The organism is Cellvibrio fibrivorans (assembly GCF_031457055.1).
In the GTDB taxonomy this organism is placed as follows: Bacteria; Pseudomonadota; Gammaproteobacteria; order Pseudomonadales; family Cellvibrionaceae; genus Cellvibrio; species Cellvibrio fibrivorans.
On the sequence record NZ_JAVDVX010000026.1, the window covers coordinates 1 to 1469 of the forward strand.

At 50.6% G+C, this 1469-nt stretch carries 1 protein-coding gene; it reads right to left on the reverse strand.

Annotated elements, in window-relative coordinates:
• A partial coding sequence (locus tag J2X05_RS21100; RefSeq protein WP_310076415.1) for a TonB-dependent receptor occupies nucleotides 1-1469 on the reverse strand: 1469 nt, incomplete at both ends.

Here is a 1469-nt window from a genome sequence, read left to right on the forward strand (position 1 = left end):
GTGTTTCCTGATGCATATCTGCGGGTGTTAGATTCCATTTCGCGGGACTCTATACCGAAATCAAAGTGACCGTTGTCAAGCTCGTAAAGACCGTCAAGTTTAATCTGGGTAACAGAAGATAACTGATCCGCTTGGTCCAAGTTGAGCATGGTTGAGCTGAGATCGCTTGGATCAATCATGCCATTGCGTATCCAAGGTGACGCGGCTTCAACAGAGGCAGGTCTAACGCGGCGTGAATCGTCATATTTGTTCAGATAGGTGGGGAAGTCTCCGCCAAAAAACCATTCCCGCTCAACAACAACAGGCGCAGCGAGCGCCATGCGGATTTGGCCGGTACCATGAGGGCCAGTACCCCGGCTGTGCATTTCTGAATCATGTACGTCCAGGTTGAACGAGAGGGCATCATTCACTTGATAACCCAGGTTTACGCCGACAGAATCCAGTGTGTTAGTTTGCTCTCTCCACTGTTGTTCAAAACCTTCATCAATCGCATTTCCGTAAGCCTCCTTGGCATAGATCATGGTGGCGATCTCCTGGTTGTCAAACTCAACGGCCTGAAGATTGCCGCCTTGTTGCATCCAGTTGCCGGCTTGCCCCAACTGTGACTTGATTTCATTCTCAGCAAAGGTGTAATCCACGGTAGCGGTAAACTCTTCCGTAGGTGCAAACTGAAGGGTTAACTGGGCGTTGTCGCGAGTACGTTGAGTGTCGATAAACTCATAGCGCAAGTCATAAAAGCGCGAGTACAGCTGACCTTCATCCGGTGCATTTGTCACCTGAGCATTAGCGTTGTTCCACGTTCTTTGTGGTTCATTAATACTGTCCCAAGTGTAGATGCCCCAATCGTTGACTGTGGCGCCAACAGTGCCTGAATCACGCTGCTGATGGCTGGCACTCAGAGCCACGCCGAAAGTTGAGTCGTCATTAGACCAACTGAAAAGGCCTGACGCTTCCGGAGTTACGTCATCCCCAGCACGGTTAGTGGTATCCATAACGGCTTTGACACCAGCGCTTGCTACCAAGCCTGGATTATCCAGTGGTTTGGCAGTTTTAACATTGACGGTCGCACCTATACCACCGGTAGTGATATTCGCTTTACCCGTTTTGAAGACTTCTACGCCGCTAATACCTTCTGACGCGAGGTTTGCGAAGTCAAACGCCCTGGAATCACCACCACCACCATTGCTGGTTGATGCCGCTGGCATAGTACGGCCATTCAGGGTCACCATATTGTTGTCTGCGCCAAAGCCACGCACGGTTATTTGCGAACCTTCACCGTTTGAACGGCTGATAGATACGCCAGTGATGCGCTGCAAAGATTCAGCAAGGTTGGTGTCAGGGAATTTACCGATGTCTTCCGAGCTGATGGCATCAACAACACCGGCGGAGTTGCGTTTGGTATCCATTGAGCGCTCTAACGACGCGCGAATACCGGTAACAGTTACTTCTTCAACCACATCACCTTGCGC